The sequence below is a fragment of the Williamsia muralis genome (assembly GCF_051487485.1).
GTDB lineage: Bacteria > Actinomycetota > Actinomycetes > Mycobacteriales > Mycobacteriaceae > Williamsia > Williamsia muralis_B.
Window position 1 is genome coordinate 975335 of the sequence record NZ_JAHVCV010000002.1, and the last position, 19231, is coordinate 994565.

Sequence of the window (19231 nt, forward strand, 5' to 3'; positions counted from 1 at the left end):
GCATTGTCATGTTGTGGGCCTTTGCGGTCTCGAGGCCGCCGACGCTGATCGCCGTGGCCGCCATGGGTTTCTTATGCCCCCTACCTGCGGGCGGTAAACACACCGTGCGCTTTGCCGTCTGAGCATATGGCCCCGAACTGTTCGACATTTCCGTTCCGGGTGACCGGCAGCCACGGAATGATGAGGGAGTTTGCCCGCATCGGCCGTCGGGTATCTGCCCTGGGACAGCGCCACGTCCCACCAGTGATGAAGGAGCGCGATGAGAGTTTCGGACATAGCCGGCCTTCCCATTCAGGCAGGCGCCGCCCTGCGGGGCGCTCGCCTCTTCCACCCCAACGGCGTATTGGCAAAAGGCACCCTGACCAGGGTGGCCGATGACGGTGTCGGGTTGCCGATGGCCGACTGCGACGTGGTGGCCCGGGTGTCCAAAGGTGTCGGGATGCCCGGAACGGTTCCCGATGTGCTGGGCCTTGCCATCCGGATGCCGCCGCATCCAGGCGATCACGCGCCGTGGGACGTGCTGCTCGCCAGTGCCGCGGGGACAAACTTGGTCGCCAGGACCATCCCCTTCCCCGCCCGCGCCCTCGGCGGCGCCGTCCTCTCCTCCCTGCAACCGCTGCACCACGACGGTGGGAGCTGGTGGCTCCGGGCAAGGGTGGCGCCGGAGACACCGCAGGCCAGCGTCTCCCTGGAGAACTTCCACAAACAGATCAGCGGTGCCGGTCTGGTCTTCGACATCGAGCAGGCCCACGGCACGGGGCCGTTCGAGCCGCTCGCCCGGTTGACGCTCGCCGAACCTGCCGACGAGGCCGACTACCCGAACATCGGTTTCGATCCCACGGTGAACACCACCAGAGACGTTGATCCGGAACCGAACTGGTTATCGGGTACCCGTAAGCTCGCCTATCGTTACAGCCGCAAGGGGCGTGCCGCCGAAGGGTGAGGTGAGCACGGCAATCTGGTCGAGTCGCGAAGGGGCCGAAGATCATGTCGTTGGACCAGGAGAAGACCGGCACCTCGGAACATCGCCTCCCTGCGCTCGACCGTTTCTTCAAGATCACCGAGCGCAACTCGACGCTCTCACGAGAGATTCGTGGCGGCCTTGTCACCTTCTTCACGATGGCCTACATCGTGGTGCTCAACCCGATCATCATCGGCGGGGTACCGGGCAACTCCAAGAACACCGACGTCCTCGGTGACGTTCTCCCCCTTGCACAGGTTGCGGCCGTCACCGCGCTGGTCGCCGGCATCATGTCCATCATCTTCGGGCTGGTGGCGAACTATCCGTTCGCGATCGCAGCCGGCCTGGGGATCAACAGCCTGCTCGCGGTGTCGATCGCGCCGCAGGTCACGTGGGCCGAGGCGATGGGGCTTGTTGTCGTCGACGGCATCATCATCGTGGCGCTGGCCGTCACCGGATTCCGGACAGCGGTGTTCCGGGCCGTCCCTGCAGAACTGAAGGCCGCGATCGCGGCAGGCATCGGGTGTTTCATCGCCTTCATCGGCCTGGTGGATGCCGGCTTCGTCAAACGCATCCCCGATGCGGCGGGCACAACCGTGCCGGTGAGCCTGGGCATCGACAACTCCGTGGCCACCTGGCCGACCCTGATCTTCGTCTTCGGGGTGCTGCTCATGGGCGTCCTGGTGGTGCGCAAGGTGCGGGGCGGTCTGCTCATCGGCATCGTGATCACCACTGCGGTGGCCATGATCGTGCAGACCTTCGCCGACCTGGGGCCCTCGGTCACCGATACCAAGGGCTGGAATCTCAACGTGCCCGACTGGCCGTCATCCATCGGAGGAATGCCCGACCTCGACCTCGTGGGCGACGTCGACCTCTTCGGCGCGTTCACCCGCATAGGTGTGCTCTCGGCATCGGTTCTCGTGTTCGCACTGGTGCTCTCGAACTTCTTCGACGCCATGGGCACGATGACCGGCCTCGGCAAAGAGGCCGAGCTCGCGGACAAGGACGGCAATCTGCCGAACATCGGTAAAGCCCTTGTGGTCGAGGGCGCCGGGGCCATCGCCGGTGGCGCCGGGTCGGCATCGTCGAACACCGTGTTCGTCGAGTCGGCGTCGGGCATCGCCGAAGGCGCCAGAACCGGTTTGGCGAACGTCGTGACCGGGGTCCTGTTCCTGGTTGCCATGTTCTTCACACCGCTGTACTCGGTGGTGCCGCTCGAGGCAGCCGCACCCGCCCTGGTGGTGGTGGGCGCGTTGATGATCGCGCAGATCCGCACCGTCGACCTCACCCGGTTCGACTACGCACTGCCCTGCTTCCTCACCATCGTGGTGATGCCCTTCACCTACTCGATCGCCAACGGCATCGGCGTCGGTTTCATCACCTGGGTGGTGCTCGCGTCGGCGCGGGGCAAGATACGGTCGATCCACCCCTTGCTCTGGCTGGTTGCCGCGCTCTTCGCCCTGTACTTCGCCAAGGAACCCATCGAAGCGCTCATCGGGTAGCTCGCTGCCGGACCGCGTGGCCGATTAGTTGGCAGCGGTAAACTATTTCCGATGCAACTCCCGGTGATGTTCTCGTCTCTCGGGGTACGCAACTACCGTCTCTGGGCTGGTGGACAGGTGGTCTCGCTCGTCGGGACCTGGATGCAGCGCATCGCGCAGGACTGGCTGGTACTGGAACTGTCCGGCGGCAGCGGCGTTGCGGTCGGCATCGTCATGGCCCTGCAGTTCGGCCCCACAGCCATCGTCTCGCTACCCGCCGGAGCACTGGCCGACCGGTTCGACAAACGCAAACTCCTCATCGCCACCCAGACCACCATCGCGTTGTGCGCCCTGATCCTCGGGGTGCTCGATGTGGCGGGGATGGCCACTCTGGCCTGGGTGTACATCCTCTCGTTCGCCTTGGGGTGCGTCTCGGCGATCGATGCGCCGATCCGGCAGTCGTTCACCATCGAGATGGTGGGCGCAGAGCAGTTGCCCAACGCGGTGGCACTCAACTCGCTGACGTTCAACCTCGCCCGGATCATCGGGCCGGCGGTGGCCGGGCTCCTGATCACCCTGGTGGGCACCGGCCCGGTTTTCCTCATCAACGCGGTCACCTCGCTGGCGGTGTTGGCCGGACTGTTCGCGATGCGCACGTCGGAGCTGATCCGCTCCGCACGTGCCACCACGGACCGCTCGATCCGCAGTGGGGTGCGCTACGTGCGCCGCAACCGCCACCTCGTCGTGGTCCTCGCAACGGTGTTTGTCGTCTCCACCTTCGGCCTGAATTTCCCACTCTCGCTTGCACTCTTGACCGCGAACACTTTCGAGGGCACTGCCGGCGGATACGGTCTGCTGTCCACGATGCTGGCCGTGGGCACACTCAGCGGAGCACTGGTGGCAGCCCGCCGGACGAAACCGGCACGGCTGCGGCACTTTCTGGCCGGCGCACTCGCGTTCGGTGTCTTCGAGGTCGTCGTCGGTCTGATGCCGACCTTCTGGCTGGTGGCAGTGGTCCTCATCCCGGTCGGTGTCGCCAACATCATGTTCACCACCTCGGCGATGAACATCATGCAGCTGTCGGTCGATTCGCAGATGCGCGGCCGGGTGATGGGCATCTACATGCTCTGTTTCCTCGGTGGCACGCCGATCGGCAGCCCGTTGCTGGGCTGGCTCGCCCAGGTGACCGATCCGCGTGCACCACTGATCGTCGGTGGTGCGATCAGCGCGATCGCCGTGGCGGTGTGCGGACTGCTGCTGATGCGCGCCGGTCACATGCGACCTTCGCTCGACCACGGCCGGGTGGTGTTGTCCTCTCACGAGTGAGGCAGGCGTTCCACCAGCAAATTGCATACACGGCCGACGTTCGGTGCCATTCTGGATGGATGATCGACATCGAACGACCCAAGATCGAAGGCTCCGTGGCGGTCGGTGAGGGACGCCGGATCGGGTTCGCCGAGTTCGGTTCCGCGACCGGCCGCGCTGTGTTCTGGCTCCACGGCACGCCAGGCGCCAGGCGGCAGATCCCGATCGAGGTCCGCGATCTAGGCGAAGCGGAGAACATCAGGATCATCGGTCTCGACCGTCCCGGTGTCGGATCTTCGACCCCGTACAGCTACCCCAACGTGCTCGCCTTCGCCGACGATCTCGCCACCGTGGCCGACACCCTCGGCGTGGACAAGTTCGCGGTCATCGGCCTGTCCGGCGGAGGCCCCTACGCGCTCGGCGTGGCCCATGCGATGCCCGACCGAGTGGTCGTCGCCGGCGTACTCGGCGGCGTGGCACCAGCCGTCGGGCCCGACGCGATCGGTGGAGGTGCCATGGAACTGGGCAAGTTCCTCGCACCCCTGCTGCAGACGGCCGGAGCGCCGATCGGGCGAGTTGTCAGTTCGGTCGTGCGAGTGGCACGACCGGTTGCCGGGCCGGCCATCGGTGTCTACGGACGGCTGTCCCCCGCTGCCGATCGCGAATTGCTCCAGCGCCCCGAGTTCAAAGCGATGTTCCTCGACGACCTCCTCAACGGCGGACGCCGCCAGATGGAGGCGCCGTTCGCCGATGTTGTTGTCTTCGCTCGCGATTGGGGATTCTCGGTCGGCGACGTGACCGTCCCGGTGCGCTGGTGGCACGGCGATCACGACCACATCATTCCGCACAAGCACGGCGAACACGTGGTGCATCTGCTGCCCGACGCCAAGATGTTCACCATGCCCGGTGAGAGTCATCTGGGCGGACTGGGTCTGGCGGTCGACATCCTCGGTGAGCTGATGGCGGTCTGGGATTCGGAGACCGCGCTCGACAAACGGTGAACGACGTAGGGTGGTCTCTGGCGCCGACCGGGCGTCCGCAAGCGGAACAGGAGTGCCGAATGTCCGACTGGGTGCACAAGATCAAACAAGAAGCCAAGGAGTTGAGGGCGTCCGCGGAGCAGGAGTTCACCGTCCTCGAGGGCGTTGACGGAGTGGACCCGATGGATCGTCGCGCCGGTGACCCCGAAGCCCACGCAGCGGAGAACGCAGCACCCTCGGACGAGTCCGAAGGCACGCCGAAACCGGAGTGATCGGGCGCCCCCCCAGCTCACACCGGGTACGGCAGGGTGTCCCCACCTCGTTGGTCGAGCATCACCGTCATCACCGAGATCTCGTCCGACTGCGACTTCACCATCCCGACCGCCGCGCGCCGGATGGCGGGTTCTCCAGCGGTCCGGGCCGCTTCTGCAGCCATGTCGACCGCCCCTTGATGATGCCGAATCATCAACTGCAGGAACAAGATCTCGCTCTGCACATCGTCGGCCGACGACAACCGGGTCAGTTCGTCGCCACTGGCCATCCCGGGCATCGTCGACACACCCGCGGAGTGCTGATGGCCACCCGATCCCATCCAGCTCATCGGACGCTCTGCTTGCAGCGGTGCGTCGAGCATCTGTAGCCAGCCCTGCATCTGCCCGATCTCGCGCCACTGCGCCTGCTCGATCTGGGCCGCGAGCGCCCGGACATCGGGCTGCGCTGTCGGCGCCAACAGGTCGCACATCATGAGGGCCTGCTGGTGATGTGCGGACATGTCTTGTGCAAACCCCACGTCCACGGCGGTCGCCGACTCTCCTGCCGCCTGCGACTCCGGACCGCCGCGGTCGATCATCAACCCGACACCCAGCCCGATGACCAAGGCCACGACAACCGCGGTGATCAGCCACAACCGTTGGCCGACAATGGCTTTCATCGGATCGGGTACACCGCCGGATCGAGCGTCAGCGCCATGAACCCGTTGTCCATGCAGGTCACCCAGAGCTGATCGCCGTGGAACTCCGGTGGCGACAGACACCAGTCGGCCGAGAGGTCACCTCCGACCAGACGACTCTGATCGTTGATGATCCCGTCCACGGGGCTGTCGCCCTGCAGCACTGCCCGGGCGACCGCCAGCGTGCCGATGATCGGCGGAGCCGCGATGGAGCCGAGCAAGGCGTGCAGAGAGTTGCTCAATTGCCAGTTCTCACCAGTCTGCGCCGGCGGGTTGAAGTACGCGATCTCCGCGAAGTGGTCGGGGTCGCTGATGTCGAACACGCGGACGCCCGACTGGATCCACCCGCAAGCCATCGCGGTCGGGTCGACCGGACGATCCACCGAACAGTAGTGGGCGTCGTAACCGAAAGCGCCGTTGGCCGTGGTGCTCTGAGCCCACCTGTTGGCGTTCTCCGGCAGATTGATCGCCAACTTGATCGCGTTGCGCTGCTGAAGATTCGACGAGCGCGCCGCATCGAACAACTTGACGCCACCCGAACCGCCCTCGTCGACGCTGAAGACGTGCGGCTGCCCGGTGTAGGTGACGTAGATGCTGTGTTGAGTGATCTGACCATCGACCCAGAGCTTTTCACCGACGTGCGGCATGAGTTCGGGCACAATCGTTCTCGGCTTGCGGTTCTGCACCGCCGAGACGTCGATCATCGTCAGCCCCAGAAGGTTTGACAGATACATGGTGTTGCCGTCTGGCGAGAACCCGAGACCGTGGGCCTCCACACCCGTCACACCGGACCACACCACCATCGGATCACGCGGATCGGTGATGTCGATGGCGCTGACGTAGCCGGGGGCAATGCCGGTGGCCCAGTACGTGTTCCCGTCAGGCGAGAAGTCACCCTCGTGGGTGGTGATCGGAATCGGCATCGACAGCTGGGACCCCGCGCCGGTGTTGAGCAACCGCGGGTGCGCGCAGTCGGTGGCGATGTCGTACACCGAGATGTAACCGGCGCCCTCGAGGATGCCCACCCCCGTACCCACCAGGAGTCCGCGTTCCTTGTTGACCTTCAACGACTCCCAGGTGCCGCCCACCATCGCAGGCTCGCTCAGCACATCTGTCATCCGCGGATTGGCCGGGTCGCTGACGTCGATCACCTGCACCCCGGGATTGGGCCCCAAGAAGTTGGTGGGGAAAGAAGAACCCGTGTACGAACAGTGGCCGTAGGTGGCACTGACGATGCCGGCACCCTGCCCCTGATACTGACCGATCAGATCGATGTTGCAGTTGTACCCCTTGGTGCTGCGCCCGGATTTGCGGTCCGCCAAGGGCACCTCGCCCTGGATACCGGTCTCGACCCGATCCCCCGGTCGACAGTCCGCGACGTCCACCGCGGTGGGCCAGACGTCGATCAGGTCGTTGTACCCGGGCGGAGCGGCCGCCGAAGCCGGACCGACCGTAGCCGTTGCCATCGCCAGGACCGCACCGAAGATCACCGCGATCCGGACCGCGCCTTTGTTTCCCGCCCATGCGCCCACAACAAGCCCCCTCCGGCTTCATTGCCGTGCTTCGCGGGAGCGTAACGCCGCTCGGCTGCGACGAGGTGCGCTTTCGGGATTTTTCTGCGGTGGTGGTCAGCCCACGGGCAGGCTGTTCACCGCATCGACGAGCTGGTCGGACGTGGTGGCCTTGTCCACGGCGGAGAGCTCGATGTAGACGTCGGGCATACCGTCGACCGTCAGCGCCATCCATCGCGGCTCGTCCCCGCCGCCACCGCTGACCGCGCGCCCGTTCTGCCACGTTGTGCTGGTCACCCCGTCGAAGCCGCGGATGTCGTCCATCCGGCTCTCGAGTGCCTCAGGTGTGACATAGAAGTCGGTCCACAGGTCGTACAGCTCACCATCGGAGTCCAGGACACAGCGGAAACCCGCCTTGATGAACTGCTCGCCCGATCCGTCGAGCCCGTCACCTTCCTCAGGCGGCACCGCATCCATCCGCGTCTCGCATCGCATACCGTTGTAGCCCTGCTCGTCGGGTCCCGCCGGTAACAGCTCGGGCAACCGCTGGGCCGACTCCGCGTACAACCCCCACCCGGAGCCCACCTCGACCGACGCCGAAGCGCTCGGTTCGGACACGCGGCCCTTGTCGTCCACCGCCCGCACCCGGTACTCCACCCGGTCACCGCCTGAAGGAGCCACCGCCGAAATGTCGGTGAACTCCGTGGCCGGGCCCGAATACACGACCGCCTCACCGCGACTGAGCAGATAGGAATCGGCTCCTGACGACGACTTCCAACTGACCTTCACCACCGGGCCCTCGGCACTGGCCGTGACCGTCCCCGGACTCGACACCGAGTTGCCGGCACCCCGCACGAAATAGGTGATGGTGAACGCGAGAACCAGCGCCACGACCCCGGCGACCACCAGCAGCGGCCATCCCCAGCGCTTCACAGCGGCAGCCTGTCCAGCAGGGCCACGGCGTCGGCGTCTTTGCCGCTTTCCATGGTGACGCTCAAGTCGTACACCTCACGATCGGTGTCGTCGAAGGCCAGGATCGCGGTACCCGCCCAGTCACTGGTCGGGCCGTTGCCCTGATAGAGGGTGCCGTCGGCGCCCTGATCGGTGGTCACCGATGACGTCTTCAAGTTGAGACCGTCCAGGTACTCGTCGCGGACCTGGCGAGACGGGAACTGCCGCAGCTGCACTGTGTAGGTGGCAGCGGCGTCGCGGCAGAAGATGACGCCCGTCTTCGGGATCTCCGGGTCGACACTGCCCGTCCCGCCCCAGCACGCTTCTTGCCCGAAGGTGTCGGTGGACAACGGGCTCGGGCCGACGATCTCCCCGAACGTGGCCGCCATCTGTTCCAGACCGTGCCACCGTTGCGCCACGGCTACTTCGTCACTCGCCGGGCTGTAGGACGATTCGTCCCGGTCGCCCGATCGCGCCGACACCGTGTACGAGTACGTACCCGGCAACGGCATGGGTTGTGCATACTCGGTTTTGTCCCCGACATAGATGACCGAATCACCTTGCCGCAGAACGTACTCGGACGCACCATCCACCGCGGACCAACTGATGTCCACGGACTCGGCGGCCAGTTCGACGGCGGGCTTCTGCGGCGCCGCCAGCGCACTGCCGCCACCGGCGATCAGCATGCCGGCGATCACACCGAGCACCACCGCGAGCACCACCACCGGCCCGGCGAGAATCGCAGGGCGGGTGAACCACGGACCGTTCGACGCCGGAGCCGCCGCGGATCCGGCGCCCGCGTAGGCCGGACGTTGTCCACTCGACGCCACCCCCGGGTATCCCTGGCCCGCCCCCTGATACGGGTTCGACTGATACGGGGACGAGTTCTGCTGTGCTGAATGACCGGGCGACGACTGACCCGGCGAAGAATGCTGGGGAGTGAAGTGCTGCGGTGACGAATGCTGGGCCGCCGGCTGTCCGAAACCGGGCTGTCCGGGAGTCGAGGGGTAGGGTCCCGGTTGGTAGGGATTCGATGGCACGGGCCCGGGCGTCGCTGCCGGAGGGAAGGTCGCCGCAGCTGCCGATCGGGGGGCATTCGTCTGCGGCGTATCGGGTTTGACCGGGATGGGCACAAAAGCGCTCTGCGCGCGTGTGCTCTGCGGCGCCCCACCGCCCTGCAGCGCCTCCAGTGCGGCATCGGCCAGCTCGCGGGCGGTGTCGAAACGGTCAGCGGGCTTTTTGGCCATCGCCCTTGCGATCACCGACGCCATGGCCGCCGGGACGGCGGGATTGACGGCGGCCGGGTTCGGCGGGGCGTTGAACATGTGCGCCGCCATCAGACCCTGACTGGTGGGGGCATCGAAAGGCGCTGTCGCGGTGAGCAACTCGTAGAGAGTGCAGCCCAGCGCGTACACGTCGGCACGATGGTCGATCTCCTCGCCACCGATTTGTTCAGGGGCGCTGTACCGCAGGGTGCCCACCGTCATCCCCACCGACGTGAGACTGCTGTCGGTCTCCTGCGCCATCCTCGCGATGCCGAAGTCGGTGAGCTTCACCGCATCCGGGTTCATCGGATCGGCACCCGGCGTGATCAAGATGTTCCCGGGTTTGACGTCGCGGTGCAGCAGCCCCTTGCGGTGCGCGTAGTCCAGTCCGTCGGCGACCTCGGAGATGATCTGCACCGCAAGTCGCGGATGCAACGGGCCGTCGATCAACATGTGCGCCGCGTCGGTACCCGACACGAACTCCATCGCGATCCACAGCTGACCCTCGTGAGTACCCCGGTCCAGCACGTTCACCAGGTTCGGATGACTCAGTGGGGCGACCAGATCGGCTTCCCGCTCGAACCGCGCCCGGGTGTCGGGGTCACTGCCGTAGGTGTTGTTCAGCAACTTGATGGCATCGGCTCTCGGCAACCGGGGGTGCTGGGCTTTGTACACCTCACCCATCCCGCCGCGGCCGAGCATCTCCAGAATTTGATAGCCACCGATGTAGGAACCGATCGCCACGCTCATCTCATGCCCTTCCAGCTCTCACCCACGGTCGGTGAGCTGAGCAGATAGTAGCCACCACCGGCTGGGGCGGACCAGATCTCGGAGCCCGATTACACCGTCTGACCGATCACGCCAAAACAGCCCGCGTGACACGGTTCGGCAAATACGCTCAGCGCCATGAAATCTGACGTTGTCCGGGTACTGGTCTGTGTCGCGGCGGTGGGCGCCGCGGTGTCTGCGGGCGCAGGTTCCGCTTCCGCCGCCCCCACGAATACGTGCACTGCGGCCGACCGGGTGGCCGGCGCCCAGACCTATCTCGATGCGCTCGTCGACCCCTCGTACGCCTACGACGTCCCCCTTGCCGACGACGTGGTCCGATTCGAGAACGGACTGCAGACCGGGTTCTCCGGCGACGTGATGAAGGCCGAACTCGCCCTGCATCTGCAATACAGCGGCATCACCTCGCTGGACAACGAACAGTGGTCGGGCAGCGGCGACTCGGTCCGGGTGATCTACGACCTCGAATATGGCGTCGGCGACCTCAATCTGGCTGATGCCACCGTGGACGAGACCTTCCGGTTCAACGGCGATTGCCTGATCCAGCGCATCGACGCGACCATCACCATCACCCCCGGTGACGGATTCTGATGGGGCGCTTCAGTCGCGCCGAACTCGAGAGTGAGTTCGCCAGGTTCGAGAAGATGGTCGAGCAGGTCGCCGAAACCCACGACTGGAACCCCTGGGCCGAGCAGTTCACCGACGACGCCGACTACGTCGAACACGCGATGGGCACCTTCAAGGGGCGCGAAGAGATCCGCACCTGGGTGATCAAGACCATGGGCCGGTTCCCGGGCAGCCACATGGTTGCCTTCCCGGCACTGTGGCATGTGATCGATGAGGAGACCGACCGGGTGATCTGCGAGATCGACAATCCACTGCGCGACCCCGGCGACGGTTCGTTGTTCACGGCCACCAACATCACGATTCTGACGTATGCAGGCGACGGGCTGTGGTCCAAGGAAGAAGACGTCTACAACCCGCTGGAGTTTGCTCAGGCAGCCAAAGCCTGGTGTCATAAGGCGCAGGAGCTGGGGAACCTGACCGACGAGGCCGGGCGATGGCTCGACACGGTGGGCAAGTACTTCTGAAGGATCGCTCGCCACCAATAATGGATTGGTAGTTCAGTTTTTCTGGGCGGATCCGCATCACGTCAGTAAGATGCACCACACACGGGGATCATCGGCGCACCCAGTCCGAGCAGTAACCAGGCCACCACTGACCAGCAGCGATTCAGTGGCGCGAGGGTTTCGACACACCTTTGCGCCGGCGCGAAGAACTTGGGTGGCGGTAGTGCGTTCCCGTAGCCTGGACCCTTATCACGCCTAGCCGTTCTTGGAGGAATAACTAATGGCCCGCGAGTTGACTCAACTGGAGCTCTTGAAAGAACTGGAGCCGGTGGCCGAGGAAAACGTCAATCGCCATCTGCGTCTTGCCAAGGACTGGAACCCGCATGACTACGTCCCCTGGGACGAAGGGCAGAACTTCGCAGCTCTCGGTGGCATCGACTGGGATCCGGAGCAGTCGAGGCTCGACGACGTGGCCAAGGCCGCGATGGTCACCAACCTCCTGACCGAGGACAACCTTCCGTCGTATCACCGCGAGATCGCGGAGAACTTTTCGATGGACGACGCGTGGGGCCATTGGGTCGGACGCTGGACCGCCGAAGAGAACCGCCACGGCATCGCGATGCGCGACTACCTCGTGGTCACCCGCGGCGTCGACCCGGTCGCACTCGAAGAAGCCCGCATGATCCACATGACCAACGGCTTCTCCTCACTCGCCACCGCAGGTGCACGCGCCGAGGAGCTCGGCGAGACCAGCGCAGGACTGCTGCGCTCGGTGGCGTATGTGACCTTCCAGGAACTTGCGACACGTGTCTCCCACCGCAACACCGGCAAGGCGTGCAACGACCCGATCGCCGACCGCATGCTCCAGCGCATCGCCGCCGACGAGAACCTGCACATGGTGTTCTACCGCAACATCTGCGGCGCCGGCCTCGACATCTCGCCCGACCAGACCATCCGCGCGATCTACGAAGTGGTCTCCAACTTCCAGATGCCCGGCCTCGGCATGCCGAACTTCCGTCGCAACGGCGTTCTCATGGCCAAGCACGGTATCTACGACCTGCGTCAGCACCTCGAAGAGGTCATCCAGCCCGTTCTGCGCAAGTGGAATATCTTCGAGCGCGAGGACTTCAGCGCAGAGGGCGAGAAGACCCGCGAAGAGCTGGCCGCGTTCCTCGACAAGCTGGCTGCCGACACCATCAAGTTCGAAGAGATGCGTGACCGTGCGCTCGCTCGCGAAGCGGCCAAGCGCGAAAAGGCCCGCGCCGCCTCCTAGCGGCGACTTCTCGGAAGAGGCAACACCCTGACCGCCCTGCTGCCAGACACGCGCACCACCCCGGCTCTGTCCATCGGGTCCATCGAGCTCTCCAGCCCGGTGGTCCTGGCTCCGATGGCCGGGGTGACCAACGTTGCCTTTCGCACGTTGTGCCGGGAACTCGAGCTCGCCCGGACCGGGACCGTTGCCGGTCTCTACGTCTGTGAGATGGTCACCGCCCGCGCTCTTGTGGAGCGCCACCCGGTGACCATGCACATGACCACGTTCGCCCCGGAAGAGAACCCGCGGTCGATGCAGCTCTACACGGTCGATCCCGAGTACACCTACGCCGCGGCCAAGATGATCGTCGACGAGAACCTCGCCGACCACATCGACATGAACTTCGGCTGCCCGGTGCCGAAGGTGACACGCAAGGGCGGCGGCTCGGCCATCCCCTACAAGCGCCGCCTGTTCGCCAACATCGTCGCCGCTGCCGTCCGCGCCACCGAGGGCACCGACATCCCCGTCACCGTCAAGTTCCGCATCGGAATCGACGACGAGCACCACACCCACCTCGACGCCGGTCGGATCGCCGCCGCCGAGGGCGCGAAAGCTGTTGCGCTGCATGCTCGTACGGCCTCGCAACGCTACTCCGGGAGCGCCGACTGGGACGAGATCGCACGGCTCAAGGAGCACGTGACCGACGTGCCCGTCCTCGGCAACGGCGACATCTTCGAGCCCGCCGACGCCACCCGCATGATGAATCAGACCGGCTGCGACGGCGTGGTCATCGGTCGTGGATGCCTCGGCCGGCCATGGCTGTTCTCCGAACTGAGCGCCGAATTGAACGGACTGCCCACCCCGGCGGCCCCCACGCTCGGCGAAGTGGCGCAGATCATTGTCCGGCACGGTCAGCTGCTCGCCGACCACCACGGCGAGTTCAAGGGCATGCGTGAAATCCGCAAGCACGTCGCCTGGTATCTGCGCGGTTTCCCCGTCGGCTCGGAGTTGCGCCGCGACATGGCCTTGGTCGAGACGGTCGATCAGCTCGCCGACATGGTGGGCCAATTACCCGCTGACGTGCCCTTTCCCCGCGACGGCCACGGTCCTCGCGGACGGCAGGGTTCGCCGTCGGCCGTGGCCCTCCCCCACGGCTGGCTCGACGACCCGGACGACGACTGCGTTCCCGACGGCGCCGAGGTCATGCATTCCGGCGGATAGCACCACCAGTAGGAATCCCGGATCCGGCAACCTCGGTTTCACGCTGTCGAACTCGAACACAAGAACAACGGCCGACGAACGCTCGGCAACAAGGCACATACAGGTTCGGCCAGTATCATCGTGAACGCGCCTGCCCGGCCGACATGTTTTTCGACGGGCCTGAGATACAGCCCGGTGCCCAGAAGTCCGAAGGAACATGAGTGAGCAGCGACGACGAGCTCCGGGGACGCACACCCGAGGAACGCCGCGATCTGATTCGCCGCCAGCTCGGCGCGCCATCGGATGAGGTACTCCGCGAACCCCCCGCTCGAGAACTGCCCCGCGACGCCGCGGGCCGGTTGACGGTCCAGGAACTCCTCAATCGGATGAATGCCGCCGGCTCGTCCGGACGCGCCGCACCATCCTCTTTGTCTCGAGCCGCATCCGACGGGCCGTCGCAGCCCCCGGCCGGCGAACCCCGATCCTCGACAGACCGGTCCCCTACACCTCCGTCCGATGGACCGTCGGTTCCGCCGCCACGCCCACGCCGCGTCCGTCCCGCCGATGCCCCCACCGAGACCATCAGCCGTGCGGTGGATCCGGGCCCGCCGTCCGATCCCAACCCTCGCGGTAGCCGCACTCCGGCCGGTGGACAGCCCTCCCCGCCTGCGAACCTGCCGAACACACCGAGCAATCCCTTCGCGCGCACCGACCCTCCGCAACGGGGCGACGACGACTCCCAGACTGAGGTCATCCCGGCCGCCAAGGACGACCCACCCGTCTACCTGTCCGCCGATCCCGAGCCGAATCCGGACTCGTCGCACGACAGCGTGGCCGACCGTGTTCAGCCGGCGGTGGTTCCTGAGTCCGGCGCGGGTACGGCCCGTGGCCGCAGACATGCCGCGGCGCCCAAAGAACGCGACCGAGCAGCGCTCACCAGGAATGCCCGGATGGGCGGCCGAGTCCTTCTCGCTCTCGCCTGCGTCATGACGCTTCTGGGAACAGGCGCGGTGTGGGGCTATCAGAAGGTCAAAGACGGCAACTGGAACATCGTCGATGCCGTCAACCCGGACAACAGCGAGATCCGCGGCAAAGAACTGCAGACCGGCGACGAAACCTATCTGATCGTCGGCACCGACACGCGGTCGGGAAAGAACGGGCAGATCGGTGCCGGTACCACCGAAGATGCCGGCGGTGCCAGATCCGACACGGTGATCCTCGTGAACATCCCGGCCGACCGCAGTCGCGTGGTGGCAGTCAGTTTCCCGCGGGACCTGCAGATCAACCGCCCGGAGTGCACAACGTGGGACAACGACAAAGGCGAATACACCGGCCAGATCGTGCCCGCCGAGACGGGCGCCAAACTCAACACCGCCTACGGCGACGGCGGCCCCAAGTGCATCGTCGACACACTCACCGCGATAAGCGGCCTCAACATCAACCACTTCATCGCGATGGACTTCTCGGGTTTCGAGAAGGTCGTGAACAAGATCGGTGGTGTGGAGGTCTGCTCGCCGGTCCCGCTCAACGATTTCGAGCTGGGCCCCATCCTCACCAAGCCCGGCAAGCAGAAGATCCGCGGCAAAGCTGCCCTCAACTACGTACGCGCCCGCACCATCGACACCGAGGGCAACGGCGACTACGGGCGCATCAAACGCCAACAGCTGTTCCTGTCGTCGCTGCTGCGCGGAGCGCTCTCCAGCAAGGTGTTGTCCAATCCCGCGACGCTCAACGGCATCGTCGACACCTTCATCCAGAACAGCTTCGTCGATCAGGTGAACACCGACGACCTGCTCCAATTGGCACAGTCGATGCAGGGGCTCGACGCCGGCCGCGTCACCTTCCTCACCGTCCCCACCTCGGGTACGGCCGAAGACGGTTCGGGCAACGAGATCCCCCGCGATGCCGACATCCGCGCGATCTTCGACGCGATCATCAACGACGAACCGCTGCCGGGAGAGAAGGAAGAAAAGCCGGCCGGAACAACAACCAGCACAACAACTTCTTCGACGCCCTCGCGTCCGGCAGACGTCACCGTCAGCGCGCTCGACCCGTATTCGGTGAGCATGCGGGTGCTCAACGGCACCGGTACCGCCGGAGTCGCCACCGGCATCGCCGAGAGTCTGGCCAATCAGGGCTTCGGCGTCCAGGGTGTTGCCGACGCCTCCGAGAACCGCACCGACACCGTCGTCCGGTACGGGGAGGGGCAACAGGTTGCGGCGGCCACGGTTGCACAGTTGTTCCCCGGGGCGAGCATCCAGGCGGACAACACCGTGCAGTCGGGTATCGAGGTCATCGTCGGCAGCGAATACAGCGGGAACCTGGGGTCGCCGGCCCTCGCCGGGAGCCAGATCACCGTTGCCGAACTGCCTCGCGAGTCGGGGACAGACGAGTTGCCCAACGACCTCACGGTCACGAACGCCGCGGATACGACCTGCGCATGAGTTGAGCCGGCGACGCCGACATCGACCCTGTGCCACTCGTTCATTCGCAGTTCACCACCTGACCACCATTCCCACCGATCGTGGCAGTACCGTTGGCTCATGCGTAGTGCCTACATTGAGCAGATGGCCGAACTCAACGGAGTTCTGGGACAAATGTGTGCGTTGGCCGGGATTGCGATGGAGCGATCCACCCAAGCCCTGCTCCAAGCCGATCTCGCGGTCGCCGAGTCGGTGATCAGTGACCACGAGCAATTGACCCAGCTGTCGACGCAAGCCGAGGAACGGGCGTTCGCCCTCCTCGCCTTGCAGGCTCCGGTCGCCGGCGACCTTCGTTCGATCGTCAGTGGATTCCAGATCGTCGCCGACATCGACCGCATGGGTGCGCTTGCGCTGCACGTCGCCAAGGTCGCTCGCCGCCGCCACCCCGCCAAGGCTCTGCCCGAAGAGGTCAACGGCTACTTCGCGGAGATGGGCCGGCTCGCCATCACCATGGCAACCAACGCGCGTGAGGTCCTCAACAGCCAGAACCCCGAGGACGCGCTGAAGCTGCAGGACGACGACGACGCGATGGACGACCTCCACCGCCACCTGTTCACGGTGCTGATGGACCGCGAGTGGCGTCACGGCGTCGCTGCCGCAGTGGACGTCACGTTGCTCGGCCGGTACTACGAGCGCTTCTCCGACCACGCTGTGCTGATCGGACGTCGCGTGGTGTTCCAGGCGACGGGGCAGACCCCGGAGCAGTTCACCGAGGTCTAGCGGCTCCTACCGGGGTGCAGTGCGTCGCACCTCGGAGATCCGGTCGGCCAGTTCTGCAGCCGTCCTGAACCGATCACTGTGCGGGGCAAGGCATTCCGACACCAGGTCACGTTCAGCCGGCGAAAGTGCCGGACTGATCCTGGGTTTGGTGGACTGAACGGTACGGATCGCCACCAGCGGCTGCATGTCGGGCAGTTCACCGTAGAGGCCTTCACCGGTCAGCGTGCGGTGGATCGTCGCTCCCAGAGCCCAGATATCCGTTGCCCGCGAAGGTGTTTGGCCGACAAGGGTGTCGGGGTCGGCATACTCGAGGGACGCCGATGACCCGATGCCGCTGACCGCGGTCGCCGCGGTGATCACCCGGGCCAGACCGAGATCGGACAGCACCCCGGCAGGTGACGCCGTGGCACCAGCGCGATCACCTCCAGCGATCAACACGTTCGCCGGCTTGATGTCGGAGTGGACCAACCCGGCCTCGTGCATGTCGTGTGCCCCCCTGGCCGCGCACTCGAGCACGGCGAGTGCCTGGTCACGCTGCAGGGGCATCGACGGGGCCGCCATCGACCCACCCGGGAAGTAGTCCATCGCGTACATGAAGAGGTCACCCAGTGCCGCTTCGTACAGATGCACCAGATGCGGGGACCGTACGGCGGCGAAACTGCGGAGTTCGCGCACACCGCGATGGAAGGCGTCCTCACCGCATGGGTTCGAAAAGACCTTCAGCGCAACATGTTCGACATTCAGCTGCAGGCGGTCCGGGGGCACCGCCAGATAACAGGTACCGTGACTGCCGGCACCGAGCGCCCGGACTATCCGGTAGTCGGCGATCGCAGGGGGCAGCCGTCGTGCATCGGTACCCGATGTCGGGTCAACGAACATCGCTGATCCTCCCGTGCGGCGCCTCGAACAGCAACGAGCGACTTCCCACCCGCAGTTCGGAACCCGGATACAACACCGCTTCTTGCCCGCGGCGCAACGTGATCCAGCCAGGTGCGCGCGGCAACCGGACATACGTCCCGTTCACCGACCCGGCATCCACCACCCGGACATCCCAATCCACCAGCCGCAGTTCACAATGCGCACGCGACATCGACCCCGAGGTGTCGTTGATGCGAATGGGGTCAAGTGGTCCGATGCCCGCACTCGCGACACCACCCCTGGCTGCGACCATCGGCTCGGGGTCACGTCCGATCATCAGATCGCCGGCCACCACGTAGGTGGTGCCGTCGTCGATGACGAGTAGCCCCAGTGGCGGTCGCGGACCCCGCACCATCGCCCCCGTCATCCGGTTGATCCGAATGCCGCACCGGGTACAGACCGGCGACCGCGGATCGTTGATGTGACCGTTCTGGCACAGCAGCCCCTGGATCTGCACCTGCTGTTCGCGCGCAGAGACCTTCGGATCAGATAGGCGCACAGGACGATTCGCGACATCGGTCGGCGCCGATGCCAGTGCGGCATCGGCCGGTCCGACGACGTCACGCGGCGGGACCAGTGTCGGCTCGGCGATTCCCCGGCGAACCGAGGCAGCTCTGCGCCGGCCACCGACGATCGGCAACGGCGCCCGGCCGGCTGCGGTGTGGTTGTCGAAGTCGTCCAGCCTCACCGAGAGAGCCGGTGGTAGCAAAGGAGTTTCGGCTACCGCCATCGCAGTGTCGACGAGCTCGGGACTCACCACCACCGGAACACCCGTGGGCTCGTCGGCAGCCGACGGCATCGGTGTGGCTGCCGGTACGGCGTATACCGCACTGTCGGTGGACGGCGAAGCCGATGGCCACAGCACCACGCCGGCGCCGGGTGCCGCACCTTTTTCGAGCGAGAAGATCTCTGAGGGGGCCAGACCTCCCGACCCGATCGGTCCACCCCCCAGCGGATCGTCCTCGTCGATGGTCAGGGCCACCGCGAACACACTGCTCGGATAGCTGCGCTGTACCAGGAAACCGGCGTCCGCTCCCCTGATGACCTCGGGGGTGGCGAACTCGGTGACATAGACCCTCGCACTCGCGGCGCCGTAGACGAAGACCTCCAGACCCCCGTGCCGGTCGGTGGAGACCACCGCGAAGTCCGGGCTGCTGTCCTCGTTGGCGAGCAACCACTTGGTCAGCGATCGAAGCCGCGACCCGTCGACGCGGCCGGCCTGTTCGAGCGGCTCGGTGGCCAGATGCGCCAGATCCGTGAGCGTTGCGCTGCTCCGGATCGGGTCGGCGTCGATGAGCAGGAGCGACGGTCCACGGCGGAGCACGATGCCGCGGCCGGGCAGCACACTCACCGGATGTTTTGCCGTCACGGGGACCATTCTGACAAGGAAACGGCCCCA

The 19231-nt window shown here is 65.7% G+C and carries 17 protein-coding genes; 11 read left to right on the forward strand and 6 right to left on the reverse strand.

Annotation, left to right across the window (positions count from 1 at the left end; all coding sequences use genetic code 11):
* The first annotated feature begins 259 nt into the window (after positions 1-259).
* The 5 genes from KXR83_RS08015 (at position 260) to KXR83_RS08035 (ending at position 4999) form a co-directional block, all read left to right on the forward strand.
* Positions 260-943 carry a phosphodiesterase gene (locus KXR83_RS08015; protein WP_437424369.1) on the forward strand — a complete coding sequence of 228 codons (684 nt, stop codon included), beginning with the start codon at positions 260-262 and terminating at the stop codon, positions 941-943.
* A gap of 44 nt (positions 944-987) precedes the next feature.
* Positions 988-2463, forward strand: a complete 1476-nt coding sequence (locus KXR83_RS08020) for an NCS2 family permease (RefSeq protein WP_437424370.1) — start codon at positions 988-990, stop codon at positions 2461-2463.
* 66 nt (positions 2464-2529) lie between these two features.
* Positions 2530-3768 (forward strand): MFS transporter, encoded by a 1239-nt coding sequence (locus KXR83_RS08025; protein WP_437424472.1) that lies wholly within the window; start codon positions 2530-2532, stop codon positions 3766-3768.
* A 59-nt stretch (positions 3769-3827) separates the two neighbouring features.
* On the forward strand, positions 3828-4748 hold the full coding sequence (locus KXR83_RS08030; RefSeq protein WP_437424371.1) for an alpha/beta fold hydrolase: 921 nt from the start codon (positions 3828-3830) through the stop codon (positions 4746-4748).
* A 59-nt stretch (positions 4749-4807) separates the two neighbouring features.
* Positions 4808-4999: a hypothetical protein gene (locus KXR83_RS08035; RefSeq protein WP_437424372.1), complete on the forward strand. Its 192-nt coding sequence runs from the start codon at positions 4808-4810 to the stop codon at positions 4997-4999.
* Positions 5000-5016: 17 nt separating this feature from the next.
* Here KXR83_RS08035 and KXR83_RS08040 read toward each other — a convergent pair whose 3' ends face one another.
* The 4 genes from KXR83_RS08040 to KXR83_RS08055 form a co-directional block, all read right to left on the reverse strand.
* Complete coding sequence (locus tag KXR83_RS08040) at positions 5017-5658, reverse strand: DUF305 domain-containing protein (protein WP_437424373.1); 642 nt, start codon at positions 5656-5658, stop codon at positions 5017-5019.
* Positions 5655-7142: a hypothetical protein gene (locus KXR83_RS08045; RefSeq protein ID WP_437424473.1), complete on the reverse strand. Its 1488-nt coding sequence runs from the start codon at positions 7140-7142 to the stop codon at positions 5655-5657. The genes KXR83_RS08040 and KXR83_RS08045 overlap by 4 nt, the downstream gene beginning before the upstream one ends.
* 162 nt (positions 7143-7304) lie before the next feature.
* Positions 7305-8120 (reverse strand): hypothetical protein, encoded by an 816-nt coding sequence (locus tag KXR83_RS08050; RefSeq protein WP_437424374.1) that lies wholly within the window; start codon positions 8118-8120, stop codon positions 7305-7307.
* Positions 8117-10153 carry a protein kinase domain-containing protein gene (locus tag KXR83_RS08055; protein WP_437424375.1) on the reverse strand — a complete coding sequence of 679 codons (2037 nt, stop codon included), beginning with the start codon at positions 10151-10153 and terminating at the stop codon, positions 8117-8119. The genes KXR83_RS08050 and KXR83_RS08055 overlap by 4 nt, the downstream gene beginning before the upstream one ends.
* Positions 10154-10309: 156 nt before the next feature.
* Between KXR83_RS08055 and KXR83_RS08060 the strand changes: the two genes are divergently transcribed.
* The 6 genes from KXR83_RS08060 (at position 10310) to phoU (ending at position 16914) form a co-directional block, all read left to right on the forward strand.
* The gene (locus KXR83_RS08060) at positions 10310-10780 is read left to right on the forward strand and encodes a hypothetical protein (RefSeq protein ID WP_437424376.1); all 471 of its coding nucleotides are present in this window, start codon (positions 10310-10312) and stop codon (positions 10778-10780) included.
* Entirely contained in the window at positions 10780-11280 is a 501-nt protein-coding gene (locus KXR83_RS08065) for a nuclear transport factor 2 family protein (protein WP_062795356.1), read from the forward strand. Before KXR83_RS08060 ends, KXR83_RS08065 begins: the two co-directional genes overlap by 1 nt.
* Positions 11281-11539: 259 nt before the next feature.
* Complete coding sequence (locus tag KXR83_RS08070; RefSeq protein WP_437424377.1) at positions 11540-12532, forward strand: acyl-ACP desaturase; 993 nt, start codon at positions 11540-11542, stop codon at positions 12530-12532.
* A 39-nt stretch (positions 12533-12571) separates the two neighbouring features.
* Positions 12572-13732, forward strand: coding sequence for a tRNA dihydrouridine synthase DusB (gene dusB, locus KXR83_RS08075; RefSeq protein ID WP_255283870.1), 1161 nt, complete (start codon positions 12572-12574; stop codon positions 13730-13732).
* Positions 13733-13932: 200 nt separating this feature from the next.
* Positions 13933-16155, forward strand: coding sequence for an LCP family glycopolymer transferase (locus tag KXR83_RS08080; RefSeq protein ID WP_437424378.1), 2223 nt, complete (start codon positions 13933-13935; stop codon positions 16153-16155).
* A gap of 99 nt (positions 16156-16254) precedes the next feature.
* Positions 16255-16914, forward strand: coding sequence for a phosphate signaling complex protein PhoU (gene phoU / locus KXR83_RS08085; RefSeq protein WP_116917290.1), 660 nt, complete (start codon positions 16255-16257; stop codon positions 16912-16914).
* Positions 16915-16920: 6 nt separating this feature from the next.
* Here phoU and KXR83_RS08090 read toward each other — a convergent pair whose 3' ends face one another.
* Together KXR83_RS08090 and KXR83_RS08095 are read right to left on the reverse strand one after the other, a co-directional pair.
* Positions 16921-17793, reverse strand: coding sequence for a serine/threonine-protein kinase (locus tag KXR83_RS08090; protein WP_437424379.1), 873 nt, complete (start codon positions 17791-17793; stop codon positions 16921-16923).
* Positions 17783-19201 carry an FHA domain-containing protein gene (locus tag KXR83_RS08095; RefSeq protein ID WP_437424380.1) on the reverse strand — a complete coding sequence of 473 codons (1419 nt, stop codon included), beginning with the start codon at positions 19199-19201 and terminating at the stop codon, positions 17783-17785. The genes KXR83_RS08090 and KXR83_RS08095 overlap by 11 nt, the downstream gene beginning before the upstream one ends.
* Between the last annotated feature and the right edge of the window lie 30 nt (positions 19202-19231).